Source organism: Kitasatospora sp. NPDC042419, assembly GCF_056437345.1.
The window spans coordinates 577719-593511 of sequence record NZ_JBWKAW010000001.1; the positions used below are offsets into that span (position 1 = coordinate 577719).

16 protein-coding genes are annotated in these 15793 nt (G+C 73.7%); 8 read left to right on the forward strand and 8 right to left on the reverse strand.

From position 1 onward, the window contains the following. Positions 1-82: 82 nt before the first annotated feature. Positions 83-643: a MarR family winged helix-turn-helix transcriptional regulator gene (locus AC067J_RS02555; protein WP_478296109.1), complete on the forward strand. Its 561-nt coding sequence runs from the start codon at positions 83-85 to the stop codon at positions 641-643. A gap of 136 nt (positions 644-779) precedes the next feature. On the opposite strand, the gene AC067J_RS02560 is transcribed toward AC067J_RS02555, so the two are convergent. The 3 genes from AC067J_RS02560 to AC067J_RS02570 form a co-directional block, all read right to left on the reverse strand. Beyond that, positions 780-2588: a glycosyl hydrolase family 18 protein gene (locus AC067J_RS02560; RefSeq protein ID WP_478296110.1), complete on the reverse strand. Its 1809-nt coding sequence runs from the start codon at positions 2586-2588 to the stop codon at positions 780-782. Between the two features lie 348 nt (positions 2589-2936). After that, positions 2937-3647: an FxLYD domain-containing protein gene (locus tag AC067J_RS02565; RefSeq protein WP_478296111.1), complete on the reverse strand. Its 711-nt coding sequence runs from the start codon at positions 3645-3647 to the stop codon at positions 2937-2939. A 285-nt stretch (positions 3648-3932) separates the two neighbouring features. Beyond that, complete coding sequence (locus AC067J_RS02570) at positions 3933-4493, reverse strand: DoxX family protein (RefSeq protein WP_478296112.1); 561 nt, start codon at positions 4491-4493, stop codon at positions 3933-3935. A gap of 212 nt (positions 4494-4705) precedes the next feature. Between AC067J_RS02570 and AC067J_RS02575 the strand changes: the two genes are divergently transcribed. Beyond that, on the forward strand, positions 4706-5341 hold the full coding sequence (locus AC067J_RS02575; protein ID WP_478296113.1) for a MarC family protein: 636 nt from the start codon (positions 4706-4708) through the stop codon (positions 5339-5341). A 90-nt stretch (positions 5342-5431) separates the two neighbouring features. Here the strand turns inward: AC067J_RS02575 and AC067J_RS02580 are convergent, their stop codons facing one another. Together AC067J_RS02580 and AC067J_RS02585 are read right to left on the reverse strand one after the other, a co-directional pair. Further along, positions 5432-5974 (reverse strand): NADPH-dependent FMN reductase, encoded by a 543-nt coding sequence (locus tag AC067J_RS02580; protein WP_478296114.1) that lies wholly within the window; start codon positions 5972-5974, stop codon positions 5432-5434. A 63-nt stretch (positions 5975-6037) separates the two neighbouring features. Next, entirely contained in the window at positions 6038-6472 is a 435-nt protein-coding gene (locus AC067J_RS02585; protein WP_478296115.1) for an Lrp/AsnC family transcriptional regulator, read from the reverse strand. A 266-nt stretch (positions 6473-6738) separates the two neighbouring features. On the opposite strand from AC067J_RS02585, the gene AC067J_RS02590 reads away from it, so the two are divergent. Both AC067J_RS02590 and kynU read left to right on the forward strand, forming a co-directional pair. Further along, entirely contained in the window at positions 6739-7569 is an 831-nt protein-coding gene (locus AC067J_RS02590) for a tryptophan 2,3-dioxygenase (protein ID WP_478296116.1), read from the forward strand. 136 nt (positions 7570-7705) lie between these two features. After that, positions 7706-8932, forward strand: coding sequence for a kynureninase (kynU, locus tag AC067J_RS02595; protein ID WP_478296117.1), 1227 nt, complete (start codon positions 7706-7708; stop codon positions 8930-8932). A 135-nt stretch (positions 8933-9067) separates the two neighbouring features. On the opposite strand, the gene AC067J_RS02600 is transcribed toward kynU, so the two are convergent. Beyond that, positions 9068-10021: a hypothetical protein gene (locus AC067J_RS02600; protein ID WP_478296118.1), complete on the reverse strand. Its 954-nt coding sequence runs from the start codon at positions 10019-10021 to the stop codon at positions 9068-9070. A gap of 63 nt (positions 10022-10084) precedes the next feature. Here AC067J_RS02600 and AC067J_RS02605 point away from each other — a divergent pair, with 63 nt between their 5' ends. Beyond that, positions 10085-10714, forward strand: coding sequence for a TetR/AcrR family transcriptional regulator (locus AC067J_RS02605; RefSeq protein WP_478296119.1), 630 nt, complete (start codon positions 10085-10087; stop codon positions 10712-10714). A gap of 201 nt (positions 10715-10915) precedes the next feature. Here the strand turns inward: AC067J_RS02605 and AC067J_RS02610 are convergent, their stop codons facing one another. Beyond that, the gene (locus AC067J_RS02610; RefSeq protein ID WP_478296120.1) at positions 10916-12436 is read right to left on the reverse strand and encodes a choice-of-anchor A family protein; all 1521 of its coding nucleotides are present in this window, start codon (positions 12434-12436) and stop codon (positions 10916-10918) included. A 252-nt stretch (positions 12437-12688) separates the two neighbouring features. Between AC067J_RS02610 and AC067J_RS02615 the strand changes: the two genes are divergently transcribed. The 3 genes from AC067J_RS02615 (at position 12689) to AC067J_RS02625 (ending at position 15126) form a co-directional block, all read left to right on the forward strand. Then, complete coding sequence (locus AC067J_RS02615) at positions 12689-13429, forward strand: 4'-phosphopantetheinyl transferase family protein (protein WP_478296121.1); 741 nt, start codon at positions 12689-12691, stop codon at positions 13427-13429. Between the two features lie 236 nt (positions 13430-13665). Beyond that, a complete protein-coding gene (locus AC067J_RS02620; RefSeq protein WP_478296122.1) occupies positions 13666-14148 on the forward strand; it encodes a DUF2269 family protein in 483 nt (160 codons plus the stop codon). Between the two features lie 144 nt (positions 14149-14292). Continuing rightward, positions 14293-15126 (forward strand): helix-turn-helix domain-containing protein, encoded by an 834-nt coding sequence (locus tag AC067J_RS02625; RefSeq protein WP_478296123.1) that lies wholly within the window; start codon positions 14293-14295, stop codon positions 15124-15126. 83 nt (positions 15127-15209) lie between these two features. Here AC067J_RS02625 and AC067J_RS02630 read toward each other — a convergent pair whose 3' ends face one another. Then, positions 15210-15632, reverse strand: a complete 423-nt coding sequence (locus AC067J_RS02630) for a hypothetical protein (protein ID WP_478296124.1) — start codon at positions 15630-15632, stop codon at positions 15210-15212. Positions 15633-15793 lie beyond the last annotated feature (161 nt).

Here is a 15793-nt window from a genome sequence, read left to right on the forward strand (position 1 = left end):
AGTTTGACCCTAAAGTCTTAGCACTGGAAGAGTGCTGAGTCAAAGGCTTAAGGAGTGCACCTCTCATGGGACACTGGTCCGCATGACTGCAGAGAAGCCCGCGCCGGCCACCGACCGCGAGCTCGGCATCGCCGAGCAGGTGGCCGTCTACCAGCGGGAATTCCCCACCGTGGACCCGCAGGTGGAGACCATCGTGCAGACGCTCTCCCGGGTCGCCCGGCGGATGACCGTCGCCTACGACCGGCAGCTCACTGTGCTCGGAATCACCTCCGCCGAGTGGGAGGTGCTCAAGGCGCTCGTCGTCTCCGGGAGCCCGTACCAGCTGGGGCCCGGCGAGCTGGCCAAGCGGCTCGGGCTGACGCCGGCCGCGATGACCCACCGGATCGACCGGATGGTCACCGAGGGGCTGGTCACCCGGGAGCGGGACGAGGCCAACCGGGTCCGGGTGATCATCGAGCTCACCGACCTCGGCCGCGACAAGTGGCTGGAGTCGATGCGGATGGCCGCCGTCTTCGAGGAGGAACTGCTCCAGGACGTCGTGGGCGAGGACCGCACCGTCCTCTCCGGGATGCTGGCCCGGATGCTGCGACGGATCGAGGAGAGCCGGCCGGACACCCTCGGCCGCGCCACCGACCTGGGCTGACGGCCCGCCGAACGACGACAGTCCGGCCCGCCGGGGAGACTCCCCCGGCGGGCCGGACTGCTCGGTACTGCGGTGCGGTGCGAGGGTCCGTCAGGCCCTCAGGTGCTCAGTCGCCCGGACGTCCGGGCGGCGGGGTTCAGCAGGGGCCGTTGTCGGTCCAGACGCCCCACTGGCCGGCCAGCGACGGGTCGTCGCCCTTGGTCCACCACTTGTTGGTGTAGTAGCGGCCCTTCCAGGAGACCTTGGTCGGGGTCGCGTAGGTGGTGGCCGAGTCCCAGCTCGGGGCCGCGGCGCAACCGGCCGGGGTGGTCGGCGGGGTGGTCGGCGGCGTCGTCGGAGGAGTCGTCGGCGGCGTCGTGGGCGGCGTGGTCGGCGGGGTGGTCGGAGGCGTGGTGGGCGGCGTGGTCGGCGCGGCCGGGCAGGCCGCGGCGGAACCGTTGGTGGCCTCGACCATCTTGTCGAACAGCGCGGTCTTGGTGCCCAGGTCGTACAGCGAGAAGGCGAAGGAGCCGCCGAGGCCGTTGCAGTGGGCGTAGTCGATCTTCGCCTGGATCGAGCGGGCGTCCTCACCCGTCCAGAACGTCGAACCGTCGTAGAAGTACGTGGTCTTCGCGGTGTCGTCCCAGAAGGTCTTCGCCGGGTTGTCGACGAAGCCGGTCAGCTCCTTGTACATCTGGATGCCGGGGACGTTGCCCGAGAGCGCGGCACCGGCGGCCGGGCCGGTGGCGGGCTGGAAGAGGCCGTTCTTGCCGTTGTTCTGGACGCCGGTCCAGCCGCGGTAGTAGAACGGCACACCCACGTTGATCTTCTTGGCGGGGAAGCCGCCGGGGATGCCGTACTCCGGGTCACCCGCGGTGTACGCCTTGATCGCCGCGTCGACCGAGTACTTGCCGTTGCCCGGCTTGGCCGGGGTCATCGGGTCGTCCGGGCCGGAGTAGATCGGGGCCTGGTGGTTGGTCGGGCCCTTGGCGTCCCAGGCACCGTGCATGTCGTAGGTCATGATGTCCAGGAACGTCAGGTACTGGCCGATCTTGTCGGTCTCGACGTTCCGGATCTTGTCCTGGCCGGCGCCGACCGCCGCCGCGGTGGCGTAGGTCTTGCCGTCGGCCTTGCCCTGCGCGTCGAGCTGCTCGCGCAGCTCCTTCAGCAGCAGGGTGAAGTTCTGCTTGTCGTTCGGGCTCTCCAGGTTGCCGGTGTGGCCGCCGCCGCCCGGGTACTCCCAGTCGATGTCGATGCCGTCGAAGATGCCGGCCGCCGAGCCCGGGCCGCCGTAGCCGGCGTCGACCGGCAGGTTGCCCTTGATGAACATGTCGATGCAGGACGAGACCAGCTTCTTGCGGGAGGCGTCCGTGGCGGCCGCCGCCGAGAAGTACTTGGAGTAGGTCCAGCCGCCCAGCGAGATCAGGATCTTGAGGTTGGGGTTCTTCGCCTTCAGCTTCTTCAGCTGGTTGAAGTTGCCCGCGATCGGCTGGCCCCAGGCGTCGCCGACGCCGTCCACCGCGATGTCCGGACCGAAGCTCTTCTGGTAGTCCGCGAACGCGTCACCCGCGCCGTCACCGGCGTTCGGGTTGTTGTCGTCCTGGTTGGCCGCCTTGGTGGCCTGGAAACAGGAGAGGTTGGTCGGGTGGATGTTGGCGAACGAGTAGATCAGGTAGTCCAGCTTCCCGGCCACGCCGGTGTCCTGGATCGTCTTGGGGTAGTACGCGTTCGCGTAGATCGACCACTGGTCGAAGTAGGCCACCTTGATGCCGCCGCTGGTGGCGGGCGCGCCGGTGGAGTTGGTGACGGCGGCGTTGGCCGCGGTGCCGCCGGAGAGGGCGAGGCCCGCGCCGAGCAGCAGGGAGGCCGTGGTGCCGGCGGCGATCGCGGTCAGGCTCTTGGACCGCCGACGACGGCCGCCCTCCTGAACCGGGGCCCCGGCCCTTTCGATGCGTGAACGGAGCATGGGTGCGTGACTCCTGGTCGTGGGGGATTCCGTCCGGCCCGGTTCGCTCGTACGGGGTGGGGCCGCACGACCAGGACATGACAGAACGGGATGGGGAATCGAGCGGAAACATGCCTTGACGGACGCCGGGATATGCCGAACCGGCGCCAGCGGCGAACCGTTGACGCCGGTTCAGGGGCTCCCTGCACCTGGGCACTAAAATGGACTAGACCAACTACCCCGTCAAGGGGTGATGTTGAGGCTTGAGCCGCCGTTAAGGTTCCCCGTGCAGCCGGAAGCCCCCGCTGACCTGCGGGTCAGCGGGGGCGGGCGGGCCGGGGCGGGCGGGCGGTACCGGGCGGCGGGGCCTCAGTACCGGACGGCATTGGCAACTACGGCCTTGACCGAACCCGTGAGGTCCCGGTTGCTGCGCGCCGTCGCCTGGGCGCTCTGCCCGGCGGCGACGTCCGGGACGTTGACCACCGTCGCGTCCAGCACGTTGCCGGAGTCGTCGGTGAAGTTGACCTGGACCACGTACCGGTTCGCCTGCTGCTCGTGGTTGGTCACGGTGAGCGGCACCTCGGCCTTGCCGTCCGAGGTGGTGGTCACCGCACCCAGTGCCACGTCCCCCTTCGCGTCCAGGCCGCCCTTGATCCCGGAGATCGCCGAGGAGGCCGCGGCCTCCGCCGACGCGGCCGCCGACGCCACGGACGAGGAGACCCCGCCCGCGACCGACGCCGCGGCCGAGGAGAGCCCGCCGGCCGCCGAGGCCAGCGCCGAACCCGCCGCCGAGGCGGCGGCCGAGGCCGCACCCTCTAGGCCCGAGCCCACCGCTGCGGCGGCCGAGGAGACCGCGCTGCTCGGCGAGGAGTCCGAGGAGCAGCCGGCCAGCGCGGCCCCGCCGAGCAGGACCGCGCCCAGGGCGGCGGCCAGCGCGCGGCGGGGCCGGCGGATGACGGGGGCGGCGTGGTCCTGCGCGGTGAACCGGGGCGGGGCGGCCCGGTTCACCGCGGTCGGCCCGGGCCGGACATCGGTCCGGGGGGACGGAGCCGCGGTGCGGCTGAGCGGCTGGCGATCCATCGGGGTCCTCGATTCTGGCGGGCGCCGGGGGCCCGGCACGCCTCCCGCCCACCCTCCGGGGACCTGACCGGGCCTGCCAGCAGGACTGATGCGTTCGGGTGAGCATCCTCCGGAGCCCCCGGGGACTCTCCGGGGCCCGCCCGGGGCGTCCGGGGAGGCACCCGGCGGCGGCCCGCGGCGCCCACCGGCGGCCCCGGACGACCCCGGACGGCCCCGGACGGCCCCAGGCGGTGACGGACGGTGACGGACGCCTGCGGCCGGCCGCGGCCGACGACCGGCCGGCGCTCAGGACAGCCCCGCGCCGTCCTGCTGCTGCGCCTCCACCGCCGCCCGCTCCTCCTGCAGCCGGACGACGTGCCGGCGCCGGGCCACCACCCCGTACGCCGAGGCGGCGCTGCCGACGAAGGCCAGCACCCCGACCCCCGGCCGGTTGAAGACGTGCCCGGTCAGGTGGTCCAGCGAGTACCGGCCGGGGCCGGCCAGGCCCAGCGCCAGCCCGGCCGCCCCCAGGAAGGCCGGGTACTCGTAGCCGCCGGAGGTCATGAAGAACCCGGCCGGGGCGTGCACGGAGACCGCGCCGGCCATGGTGCCGGCCACCACGGCGCCGGCCGCGGGGGTCGCCAGGCCGACGACCAGCAGCGCACCGCCGCCCGCCTCGCCGAGCCCGGCCGCCAGCGCGCTCTGCCGGGCCGGATGGAAGCCCATCGCCTCCATCGCCTTCTCGGTGCCGTCCAGGCCGCCGCCGCCGAACCAGCCGAACAGCTTCTGGGTGCCGTGGGCGATCAGCACCCCGCCGACGGCACTGCGCAGGGCCAGCAGGCCCAGGTCGATACGGTTCAGAGCCATGTCGAATCCTCTTCCAGAGTTCCACCAGCGGAGGGATGATCCGGCTTCCATAGCAACGGAAGGCGCCGCGCGGATCGACCCGGGACCGCCATCCGGGCGAATTCGAACCCGACCGGGAATGAACGGGCAGCCGGTCCGACGTGCGCCGTGCCACACCCGCCCCGGGGGCGTGGCGACCGGACCGCGATGACCGCCGCGGCCATGCTTGGCACATGTTCGTCTTCAACCTGAGCAGCGCCTTCATCGCCTTCTTCGCCGTCGTCGGCCCTCCGAAGGTCCTGCTGTCGTTCGCCCGGCTGGCCGGCAGCCGCTCCACCCGGGAGCTGCGCCGGCTGGCCGCCTGGAGCACGGTCATCTCCGCGGTGATCGGCGTGGTGCTCGCCTTCAGCGCCGACCCGGTCACCTCGCTGTTCCACATCAGCGACCAGTCGTTGCAGCTGGCCGGTGGAACGATCTTCTTCATCTACGCGGTGGCGCTGGTCTTCGGCATCCACCTGGGCAGCGGCGCGGACGAGGAGGACGAGCACCTCACCAACCCGATGGTGGACGGCATCCGTGAACTGCTGCTGCCCTACATCGCCAGCCCGCTCGCCGTCACCGCGGTCCTGGTCGGCTCGCTCACCAAGGACGACTGGGGCTGGCGGACCACCGTGGCCGGCGCGTACCTCGCGGTCGTGGTGATCAACTACTTCTGCGTGGCCGCCCTCGCCCCGCTGATGCAGCACACCCACCGCACCTCGCTGGAGGTGCTCTCCCGGCTGCTCGGCCTGCTGCTGGCGGCGGTCGGCGTCGAACTGTTCCTGAACGGACTCGCCGGGCTGGGCCTGCACCTGCCCGAAGGGCACTGAGCCAGGAGGGCCGGCCCGGGCCCGCGCCCGTCGGGAGCGGGCCGGGGGGCCGGGGGGCCGGGGGGCCGGGGCCGGGGGTCGGGGCCGGGCTCAGCCGACGGCAGCCAGCCGGACGAGCACCTCCCCGATCCGGTCGCGCATCAGCGGGTCGGCCACCAGCCCGTCCGCCCCGACGTCCCCGCGCGCCAGCGGCACCCGCACACAGGCCTCCTCCACCACGGTCGCCCCGGTGTACCGGAGCACGGTGCGCAGCGCCTCCTCCGCGCCCAGGCCGCGGCCCGGCCCGGCGGTGTTGATCCAGGCGGCCGGCTTCTCCGCGATCTCGACGCCACCCACCGTCCAGTCCAGCAGGTTCTTGAAGGCGCCCGGCAGGGTGCCCGCGTACTCGGGGGTGCAGATCAGCAGGGCGTCGGCGGCCTCGATCGCGGCCCGCAGCCCGGTGACCGGCTCCGGCAGCGGGTCGGTGTCCAGGTCCGGGTTGAAGTGCGGCAGCCCGGCCAGGCCGGTGTAGTAGGTGGCGGCGACGCCCTCGGTGACGCGCGCGACGGCGACGGCCGTGCGCAGCACCGTCTCGTTGGCTGAGCCGGCGCGCAGGCTGCCCGGGAGCAGCAGGATGTGACGGTCGTTCGGCATGGCGAGGAACCTACTCCCCCCGCCGCCCCGCCGTTCACCGCCGGGGCGGCGCACACCGCCGGGTCACGGCGCCACCACCGGCCGCCAGGGCACCGGGCTGGACAGGATCATCGAACTGGACGGCTGGCCGTAGGCGCCGAGACGGTCGGTGAGCGCCTCGAAGTCGGCCATCGTCGGCACCGCGACCAGCAGGACGCAGCAGGCCCCTCCGGTCACCCGGTGCAGCTGGAGCACCTCCGGCCAGCCGGCCACCTCGGGGTCGCGCAGCACGCAGCGCGGGCCGTAGCACTGGATCTGCACCAGCGCGGTGATCGGCAGCCCGGAGCGGGTCAGGTCCACGTGCGCGTGGTAGCCGGTGATCACCCCGTCGGCCTCCAGTCGGCGGACGCGCTCGGCCACGGCGGGTGCGGAGAGGCTCACCCGGCGGGAGAGTTCGTTGTACGAGAGCCGGGCGTCGGCCTGCAGCTCGGCCAGCAGACGGCGGTCTACGGCGTCCATCACGGCTCCTCGCGGATCGGTTTCGGGTGGCTGGATCCCGCTGCTTTGCGATCGTGAAGAGGATTGGGAAAACACCTCTCGTACGACAGGCCCGGTCGCGGTTGCGGTGCCCGCCGCCCATTCAAATGCGGGCCTGGGCCACCGCACAATGGGGCCGCGGCGACGTCCGGGGCACCAGGCCCGAATTCCGGGCCCGTCCGGTAATCGGCCGTCCGGCTGTCGGACACCCGGATGTCCGTCGCCGCAGGACCAGAAGGGATCGGGGCATGGGGCACGACACGGTGGAGACACCCAACCTGTCGTTCGGTCGGGGCGCGGAACCGGGCCGGGGCACCCCGTACGCCCGCTACGCCCGGCTGGAGGAACTGCACAGCCTGCAGCACCCGCGCAGCAAGGTGCCGGCGGAGCTGTCGTTCATCGTCACCACGCAGGTGATGGAGCTGCTCTTCGACCTGGTGCGACACGAATGGACGCTCGCCCAGGAGGCGCTGCGCGAGGACGACCTGCCGACCGCGCTTGCCGCGCTCCGCCGGGGCACGCACGCGCAGGACGTGCTGGTGGAGTCCTGGGACCTGCTGGCCACGCTGACCCCGCAGGAGTTCAACGGCTTCCGCTCGGTGTTCGGCGAGGCCTCGGGCTTCCAGTCGGCGGCCTTCCTGCACCTGGAGTTCCTGATCGGCAACAAGAACGCCGCGCTGCTGCGGATGTACCAGGACACTCCGGAGACGCTCGCCGAGCTGACCGGCGCGCTGCACTCCCCCGGCCTGTACGACGACGCGCTGGCGCTGCTGGCCCGGCGCGGCCTGGCGGTGCCGCACGAGCCCTCCGACCAGCGGTACAAGGCCGACGAGGCGGTGGCGGCGGCCTGGCGGCGGGTCTACACCGAGCCGGAGCTCGCCGGGCTGCTGCCGCTCGCCGAGACGCTGCTGGACGTCGCCGAGCGGGTGACCCGCTGGCGCCAGCGCCACCTCGCGTCGGTCAAGCGGTCGATGGGCGCCAAGCCCGGCTCGGGCGGTTCGAGCGGTCTGACCTGGCTGCGCCGCGCGGCCGAGCAGGACGTCTTCCCCGAGCTGTGGACCGTCCGGGACGGGCTGTGACGGGCCCGGCCGGCGACACGGGGTGGAGCGGCCCGCACCACCGCGGCGGCGGGGAGCCGTCCGGCACCGCGCCGGACGGGACGCGACCGGGCGACGACGACCGGGCGACAACGGCAGGACGAACGAGAGGCTGGGCATGATCACGCGCGAGGAGTGCGCGGCGCTGGACGCCGCCGACCCGCTGGCCGCGTTCCGCGGGGAGTTCGCCCTCCCGCCGGGGGTGGTCTACCTGGACGGCAACTCGCTCGGCGTCCTCCCGGTCCGCACCCCCGAGCGGGTGCGGCAGGTGGTCGAGGAGGAGTGGGGCCGCGAGCTGATCCGCAGCTGGAACGACGCGGGCTGGTTCGAGCAGCCGTACCGCCTGGGCCGGCGGATCGCCCCGCTGATCGGGGCGGCGCCGGAGGAGGTGGTGGTCTGCGACACCACCTCGGTGAACCTGTTCAAGGTGCTGACGGCGGCGCTGCGGCTGCGCCCCGGCCGGCGGACGGTGCTCGGCGACGGCGCGGCCTTCCCCACCGACCTCTACATCGCCGAGGGCGTGACGGGGCTCGTGCCCGGCGCCCGCAGCGTGCTGGTGGACCCGGCCTCGCTGGACGCCCACCTGGACGGGGACGTCGCCGTCGTCGTCCTGTCGCACGTCGACTACCGGACCGGCGAGCTGCTGGACATGCCGGGGATCACCGCCCGGGTGCAGGCCGCCGGGGCCCTGATGATCTGGGACGTCTGCCACTCGGTGGGCGCGCTGCCGGTCGGACTCGGCGCGAGCGGCGCGGACTTCGCGGTCGGCTGCACCTACAAGTACCTGAACGGCGGCCCCGGCTCGCCGGCGTTCCTGTACGTGGCCGGCCGGCACCTGGCGGCCGGTCCCGAGCAGCCGCTGAGCGGCTGGTTCGGGCACGCCCGTCCGTTCGCCTTCGAGCCGGGCTACGAGCCGAAGGAGGGCATCGGGCGCTTCCTGACCAGCTCGCCCTCGCTGCTCGGCCAGGCCGCGCTGGAGTCCTCGCTGGACGTCTGGGAGCGGGTCGACCCGGCCGCGGTCCGGGCCAAGAGCCTGGCGCTGACCGACCTGTTCATCGCACTGGTGGAGGGGCTGGACGGTGTCGAGGTGGCGACCCCGCGGGAGCACGCCCGGCGCGGCAGCCAGGTCGCCCTGCGGCACGCCGACGGCTATCCGGTGGTGCAGGCGCTGATCGCGCGCGGCGTGATCGGGGACTTCCGGGCGCCGGACCTGATGCGGTTCGGCTTCACCCCGCTCTACCTCTCCCACGCGGACGTGTGGGACGCGGCGCAGCAGCTGGCGGAGGTGCTGGAGAGCGGCGAGTGGAAGGACGAGCGCTTCGCCCGCCGCGGCGAGGTGACCTGACCCGGCCCGCTCCCGGTCCGGGCCGGTCGGGTCCGGCTGGACCAGACCGGCCCGTCGGCGCGTCCGGAGCGGGCGGTCCACGGGGGCGCCGTCGGGCCTCCGTCCAGCCGCCGGCCGGCCGCCGTCGGACGGCCGTCAGACCGCCGTCAGCTCGCCGATCAGCTGCCGGTAGACCCCGAAGGCCGGCTTGGGCGTGTAGTCGTCCCGGAGCAGGCCGAAGTGGTGGAAGAGGCCCGGCCCGGCGCTGTCCGCGTCCCGGAGGCCGAAGTGCCCGTAGCCGGTGATGTTCAGCTCGGCGGCGAGGCCGGCGACCGTCCGGACCACCTCCTCCACCACCTCGGCCTGGCGGTCCTCGGAGCGGTCCGGTCCGGTGGGCCAGCCGTGCTCGCAGATCCGGACCGGCACCGACGGGCCGATGCCGGCCCTGGTGACGGTCTCCCGCCGGAACCCGGTGAGCACCGCCGCGACCACCTCGGCGAGCCGCCCGGCCGGGACGGGGCGGAAGACGTCGGGGAAGAAGTCCAGCCCGACGTAGTCGAGCGCGCGGTGGAACCGCTCGTCGGCGATCGCGCCGAGGTCCGCCCAGAAGGTGTCGGCCGGGTCGAAGCTCAGTACGGCGTTGAATCCCACCGCGAGGTCGAGGCCGCGGGCCAGTGCCTCCTCCTTGGCCGCCACCACCCCTTGGACCAGCGCCTGCCGGACGTTCGGGACGGAGCCGTCGAGCACCGGCGAGTCGGCGTTCGGCTCCTCGCAGATCTGCAGCACGCCGATCCGGTGGCCCTCGGTGCGGACGGTCCGCCGGACGAAGTCCAGCCAGCCGTCCAACCGCCCGTCCGGCTCGCGGAACTGGAGGACCAGGTCGAGCCGGCGGCCCTCGACGGCGTACCGCTCCGGACCGGCCGGGGTGGGCGGGGTGGCCGGCCCCTCGGGGTGCGAGCGGTAGGCGCGGACCAGCAGGGTGGGCGCCCCGCCCTGCAGTTCGCGCAGCGCTGCGGTGATCCGGTCCGGGTCGTCGGGGCGGACGGGCGCGACCGTGCCGGTGTCGTCGCCGAGCAGGCCGCCGGGGTAGATGCCGAAGGTGAAGGTCATGGCCCCACCGTAGCCGAAATTTTTGGAGTGACTCCAAGTTTGGTGCGGCACTATGATTCCGGCATGGGACTTCGCGAGGAGAAGAAGCGGCAGACCCGCGCCCTGCTGGCCGACACCGCCATGGGGCTGTTCGCCGAGCACGGGTTCGAGCAGGTCACCGTGGTCGAGGTGGCCCGGGCCGCCGGGGTCTCGCCCAACACGGTGTTCAACTACTTCCCGACCAAGGAGGACCTCTTCTTCGACCGCCAGGCCGAGGTGGAGGCCCACCTCGCCCGGGTGGTGCGGGAACGCCCGACGGGCAGCTCCGCCGTGGACGCCGTCCGGGCGGACCTGCTGGCCGGGCTGGACGCGGACGAGCCGACGTACGGGCTGAGCCCGCAGGCCGCGGTGTTCTGGCGGCTGATCGCGGAGAGTCCGGCACTCCGGGCGCGGCTGCTCGACCTGGGCGAGCGCGCCGAGCGGGCGCTGGCGACGGCGCTGGCCGAGGAGGCCGGGGCGGCGGCGGACGACCCGCTCCCCCGGCTGGTGGCGGGCGCGATCTCCGGGGCGCACCGCGCGGCGCTGGCGGAGATCCGGCGGGGCATGGTGGCGGGTGAACCGGTGGACGCCGTCCGGGCCCGGGTGGAGGCGGCGGTGACGGCGGGCTTCGGGCTGCTGGACTCCGGCCTCGCGGGGTGGCCGCCCGCCGACTGAGGCGGCGGAGCACCGGGCCGCGGGCGGGGCAGGCCACGGACGGGTGCGGGGCAGGACCCGGCGCGGGGCGGGGCACGGCGCGGGGCGGCGCGGGGCGGGGCGGAGCGGGGGCCGGGAACGGACCAGGCCGCCCGGTCGGGGGAACCGGGCGGCCTGGGGGCCGGGAGTGCCGCTCACGGCATCCGTCGACTACGGCGTCCGTCAGCTGTGGCGGCCGCGACGGCGGGCGGCGAGCACGGCGAGACCGCCGAGACCCAGCAGGCCGACGCCGGCCAGGCCGAGGACGACCGGGCCGTTGCCCGCACCGGTCGACGGCAGCTCACCGCCACCGCCACCCGGCTTGCCCGGGGCCGGGTGGTGACCGGTCGGACCGTGGCTTCCGGAACCGTGGCCGCCCGGGCCGTGGCTCGTCGGACCGTGACTCGTCGGCGCGGCGCTCGACGAGCTCGGCGAGGAGGTGGGCGTGGTCGGCGAGGCCGTCGGCGAGGTGGGGCTCGCGGTCGGCGAGGTCGGCGAGGCGGTCGGGGACGTCGGAGACGCCGTCGGCGAGGTCGGGCTCGCGGTCGGGGACGTCGGCGAGGCGGTCGGGGACGTCGGGCTCGCGGTCGGCGAGGTCGGGGAGGAGGTCGGCGAGGTGGGCGACGGACTCGGCGTCACCTCGCAGTCCGGCAGGTCCCCGTCGAACGGGTAGCTGTGGATCTCGTAGCCGCCGCTGCCGGTCTGGATCAGGTTGCCCGCCAGGTAGACCCGGCCGTTCATGCCCGGCATGCTGATGGTGGTGGTGCCGGCCGGGTTGCCGGCCATCACCGAGCCCTGGAACTGCGCGCTGCCGAGGATCTGCGCCGCGGTGGACGTGGGGAAGTTCCACATCAGCCTGGAGCGCATCTCGGTGGTCGGGTCGCCCGCCAGACCCGTCCCGGTGTAGGTGTTGATGATCGGGTCGGGCGACAGCATGTTGACCACGACGGTGGCGCCGGCCGGGATGCCGGCGAACACCAGGCCGATCTGCTGGCCGGCGGAGCCCAGGTTCCCGGTGACGTTGAAGACCTGCTTCGCGCTGGTCCCGTCACCGGTGAAGGTCGCCTCGCTGACGGTGACCGCCACGGTGCCGGTGGCCGTCGCCCGGCCGACGCAGGCGGAGACGTCCTCGATCTGGGTCAGCACCGACTGGTACGGCGCGGCGGCGTTGGCGTCCTGGATCGCCTGGCCGGTCGGGTCGATGGCGACCGTGCCGGTGAGCGTGCCCGCGTACCGCAGGTTGCCGAAGGCCTGGCCCTGCGAGTCGCTGCCGCCGATCAGCAGGGAGTTGCCGGGCAGCACGGTCACGTTGCCGCCGACGGTGAGGAAGTCGCTGCCGTTCGGCGGCACGACGCGGGAGCCGACGCCGACCACGCCCGCGTTGAAGGCGCCACCGCCCTGGCTCTTGTCGACGGTGAAGTCCCCGAGGGTGACGATCTTGCCCTCGGCCTCGGCCGCCCTCCCGTTCACGGTGTAGTCGCCGCCGGTGAAGACGTTGATCGTGGCGTCCCGACCGGGGAAGTCCCCGTTGTTCGGCGGCGGCCAGGTGGCCGGGCAGTCCGGTCCGCTGCAGGCTCCCAGCGGCGGGGCCAGCGGCGCGGCCGAACCGATCGTCAGCACGGCCGCCATCGGCAGGACCGCGACGGCGGTCGCCACCGCGACCCGGACGGTCCGACGCCGGCGAGCGGCCGGCGGGCGCTCCACGGCGGTTCTTCTGTGATCCGGCGTACCGGTGCCCTGACCCATCGACACATTCCTCCGCGCAGAGAAAAGGGCAGGCTGGACAACCTGCCATGTTCCAGTTGATACAGGATCATCCCATTTAATTCGCACAGATCCGGGACATCCAATACCAAATCGGACGATCCATACCCTACAGAGCATCAGCACCGATCCGAAAATCCACCGAACGGCTGACCGGTCCCACCGACCGCCCGCCCCCGCTAGGTTGTGACCATGACTTCCGAGCCCCAGGAGACGCCCGACCACCCGGACGCGGGTACGGGCGCGGACACCGCGCTCGCCACCGTCGCGGCCAGTGCCGACGTGCTGCGCCACCCCGAGGCCGGGGAGCACCTGCTCACCGCCGTCGAGAAGGAGCGCGCCGCCCGGTTCCGCCACGAGGCGGGGCGGGTGGACTTCACCGCCGCGCACGTCCTGGTCCGGCTCTGCGCCGCCGAACTGCTCGGCCTCCCGGCCGCCGAACTGACCCTGGCCCAGAACTGCCCCGACTGCGGCAAGGGCGACCACGGCAAGCCGTACCTGCCCGACCACCCCGACGTCGCGGTCAGCCTCTCGCACACCAAGGGCGTGGTCGCGGCCGCCGCCGGGCACCGGCCGATCGGCGTCGACGTCGAGCTGAACACCCGCAGCGGCAGCCTGCTCGACGTGGCCGGCCGGGTACTCGCCCCCGCCGAACTGCGGCAGGTCGAGGCCCACCCCGACCCGGCGTCGGCCTTCCTGCGGCTCTGGTGCCGAAAGGAGTCGCTGATCAAGATCGGCCGCACCAGCCTGGACGGCCTCGCCTCCGTCGACCTCTCCGACCTCCCGCTGGACGTCCCGGCCGGCGGACCGCTGCTCAGCCGCTTCGAGGAGCTGTACCTGCTGGACTGGGTGGACGAGGCGCAGGGCGCGGCCGTCTCGGCGGTGAGCGCCGTTCCGCCGCGCGTGGTGGTGCTGGCGCCGCCGGCGGGCTGAACGGCGCGCGCGAGGGCGGGCGGCCGTGCGGTACGGCGGGCGTGCGGCGTGCGTGCGACGGGCGGGCGTACGGCGGGCGCGGCCTCACCGGCTGCGCGGGCGGTCCACCCGCGCGGAGGGCCCCCGGATAAGCGGTGTTAGCGTCCTGACCAGGGCGGAGGAACCGGACGCCCCGGCTGCCCGCGCGCCGCGAGCGCCTGCGCGCAGCCCCCGTTGAGTCACGAGGGTGCCCCGCCATGGCCAAATTCCTGCTGAGCCTGCACGTCCTCGCCTCGGTGCTGTTCATCGGCCCGGTGGCCGTGGCCGTCAGCATGTTCCCGCGCCGGGCGAAGGCCGCGCTGGCCGGCGGCCCGGACCGGGCGGCCGATGCCGGGGTGCTCCGCCTGCTGCACCGGATCACCCAGGTCTACGCGCTGCTCGGGATAGCCGTCCCGGTGCTCGGCATCGGGGTGGCCCAGGTGATGGACGTGCTCGGCCAGTCCTGGCTGGTCGTCTCGATGGTGCTCACGGCGGTCGCGGCGCTGTCCCTGCTGCTCTTCGTCCTGCCCGCGCAGCAGGCCGCGGTGGACGCGCTCGACCTCGACGCCGAGACGGACGAGCACGGCAAGGCCGTCCACGGCCTCAGGCTGCTGCCGATGACCGCCGGCGTGTTCAACCTGCTCTGGGCGGTGGTCGTGGTCCTGATGATCATCCGACCGGGGTCGACCACCGGCGCCTGACCCCGCCGAGGCCCCGCCTCCGGGCACCGCCCGGCGGCACCGCACCCGCCACTCGCCGCTCGCGCAGCGGGACGCCCCCACCCGCCCGCCCGTACCCGCCGCCCCCGCTGACCCGGTGGCGGCGGTCGTACTACTGTCCCGTCCATGACGATCATCGCGGGGATGGGGCCGGAGACCGGTACGGGCGTGGGTGTCCTGCTGCGCGGCTGGCGGGAGCGGCGCCGGCTCAGCCAGCTGCAGCTGGCCCTGCTCGCCGACTCCTCGGCCCGGCACATCAGCTTCGTCGAGAACGGCCGCTCCCGGCCCAGCCAGGAGATGGTGCTCCGGCTCGCCGAGCACCTCGACATCCCGGTCCGCGAGCGCAACGCGCTGCTGCTGGCCGCCGGGTACGCCCCGCACTACCCCGAGAAGCAGCTGGACGACCCGGCGATGGAGGCACTGCGCTCCGGCATGGAGCGGCTGCTCGCGTCGCACGACCCGTACCCGGCGCTGGTGGTCGACGGCACCTTCCGCGTGCTGGCGGCCAACCGCTCGCTCGGCATGCTGCTCTCCGGGGTCGCCCCGCACCTCCTGGAGCCGCCGCTCAACGCGATGCGGATCAGCCTGCACCCCGAGGGGCTGGCACCGCGCATCGTCAATCTGCGGCAGTGGCGCCGGCACCTGCTGGAGCGGATGGAGCGGCAGGTCGGGCTCGTCCGTTCCGAGCCGCTGCGGGCCCTGCTAGACGAGGTCCGCGCCTACCCCGAGCCGGCGGGCGGCCTCGTGGACGAGGTCGAGGAGGACATCACCGCACTGTTCCCGTTCGCACTGCCGCTGCGGATCGCCCACGAGGGGCGGGTGCTGTCGTTCCTGTCGACGATCGCGACGTTCAACACCCCGCTGGACGTGACCGTCTCCGAGCTGGCCATCGAGGCCTTCCTCCCGGCCGACACGGAGACGGTCGCGTTCCTCCAGGCCGCCGTGGGACCGGAGCGGTAGTCCTCGACGGGCGGCACCTCCGGCGGGCAGCACCTCCGGCGGGCGGCACCTCCGACAGCCCGGACCTCCGGCGGGCCGTGCCTTCAGCGGGCGGCGGCGAGCCGCCGCAGCGCGGTGAACTGGAGGACGGCGAAGAGGAGCACCGCACCGGCCTGCGCCGGGATCCAGAACAGACCGGCGGTGCTCGGCTCCAGCCAGAGCTCCATCGCGACCACGCTGAGCACCGCCCAGGCCAGGTTGATGTCGATCACCGCCTGCACGGCGAGCCGCGGCGGCTGCGGGCGGGCCGCCAGGAGGCCGACGGCGAGGCCGAACACCGCGAGCACCGCGCCGAGTTCGACCAGCGTCGAGCGGCCGACGCCGAGCAGGTCGCCGAGCGGACCGGAGAAGGCCAGGTAGGCGAGGCCGTTGCCGCCACTGACCAGGGCGTCCAGGGCGAGGTAGCCGCGCAGGGCCTTCCAGGAGCCGGGAGCGGTCGGGCGGGCGGCGAGGGTGTTCGCGGACATGGCGGATCAGCCTCCGGGGGCGGGGTGTCGGATCCCGGGCGGCGGTCCCGCGGCCCGGTACCGACCACTCTGCCGGGCCGCCCCGGAACCGTCGATTACCTCCGAGATCATGCCCTCCCCGCGGGCCGGACGGCACGTGCGGCGGCCGGCACCACACCCCC